Source organism: Acinetobacter rongchengensis (assembly GCF_003611475.1).
Lineage (GTDB): Bacteria > Pseudomonadota > Gammaproteobacteria > Pseudomonadales > Moraxellaceae > Acinetobacter > Acinetobacter rongchengensis.
This window is the reverse complement of sequence record NZ_RAXT01000141.1, coordinates 1-1,481: the sequence shown is the minus strand read 5'-3', so window position 1 is coordinate 1,481 and position 1,481 is coordinate 1. Positions and strand designations below refer to the sequence as shown.

The following is a 1,481-nucleotide window of genomic DNA, read 5'->3' as shown; positions in this document are numbered from 1 at the left end:
TGTTAGAACCCATTTAAAGTGTCTATATTCTCACCAATAAAAATGTCTAGTTTATGATGGTTTTTATCACCATGGACTGGATATAAATATAGATGCTGATCACTATGTCTGACAAAGAAATTCAACGGCTTGCAGTTCTGCAAGACGTTCGAGATCATCGTATTACCCAGATCCGTGCTGCTGAAATCCTAAATCTTTCCACCCGTCAAATTACCCGGTTATTGCAAAAGCTCAATCAAGATGGTGTCTCAGGTATGGCACATGCCAGTCGTGGTCAACCTGGCCATCGTCGCCATGATGACTTGTTAAAATCAAAGTGCCTTTCCATTATTGCTGAACATTTACTGGGCTTTGGACCCACCTTGGCGCATGAGAAGCTCAACAGCATGTTTGACCTGAATATCCCGGTAGAAACGCTTCGGCGCTGGATGACGGCCAATGACCTGTGGATTCCGCGATCCAAGCGCCTGAAGCGTCCATATCAGCCACGTTATAACCGGGATTGCTTCGGTGAACTGATCCAAATTGATGGCTCATATCATGACTGGTTTGAAGGTCGAGCTGCAAAATGCTGCTTGTTGGTTTATATCGATGATGCCACTGGAAAGCTGTTGCATCTGCGCTTTTGTGAGGCTGAAACGACCTTTGACTACATGCTTTCAACCCGAGCCTACATTGAACAATACGGCAAACCTCTAGCCTTTTATAGTGACAAGCATTCGGTATTCAGAGTTAATCAGAAATCCAGGCAAGACAGCCAGATTACGCAATTTGGGCGGATTCTGAATAATTTGAACATCGATATTATCTTTGCCAACTCACCCCAAGCCAAAGGTCGTGTGGAACGTGCCAACAGAACCCTTCAGGACCGTCTGATCAAAGAGATGCGCCTGGAAGGCATCGGTTCGATTGCAGAGGCCAATATATGGTTACCCTGCTTTATTGAGCAGTTCAATCAGAAGTTCGCCAAATGTGCGCGAAACTCAAAGAACCTGCATCGGCCATTAAGCGAATCTGATCTTGAACTGGATGATATTTTTACCTGGCAGGAACCGCGTAAGGTCACCAAGAATCTGACTCTGACCTATGACAAGTGTATTTATATGCTTGAACCGACAGAGCTGAATCATAAGCTTGCTGGGCAATACATTTCATTTCTGGAGTACCCGGATGGTACTGTGGCAATCATGCATGAAGGACGGAAGATCAACTATAGCGTCTTCAATAAACTGGCTGGACTACAGCAGAATGAAGTGGTTGAGAATAAAAGATTAGGTTCGGTCCTGGCCCATATCCAGCAGCAACATGAGGAATTGGAGAAACAGAATAAACGTTCCCGTCTCAAGAAAAGTATGCCGAGTCGTAAAGCTCAGAAAGTTGTTATTGAACAAAGAAATTTAAATCCTGTGCTTGACTCTTGTAGTTAAAAACAGGACATTTTAAATGGTTTATCGCATAGACATTTTAATTGGTGAATAACA

The 1,481-nt window shown here is 43.7% G+C and carries 1 protein-coding gene; it reads left to right on the top strand.

From position 1 onward, the window contains the following. Positions 1 to 92 precede the first annotated feature (92 nt). On the top strand, positions 93 to 1,427 hold the full coding sequence (locus D7V20_RS19095) for an ISNCY family transposase (protein WP_120385395.1): 1,335 nt from the start codon (positions 93 to 95) through the stop codon (positions 1,425 to 1,427). The last annotated feature ends 54 nt before the right edge of the window (positions 1,428 to 1,481 follow it).

Excerpts from the sequence above, each read along its gene's own strand:
- D7V20_RS19095 (WP_120385395.1), top strand. The coding sequence starts at position 93 with ATGCTGATCACTATGTCTGACAAAGAAATTCAACGGCTTGCAGTTCTG.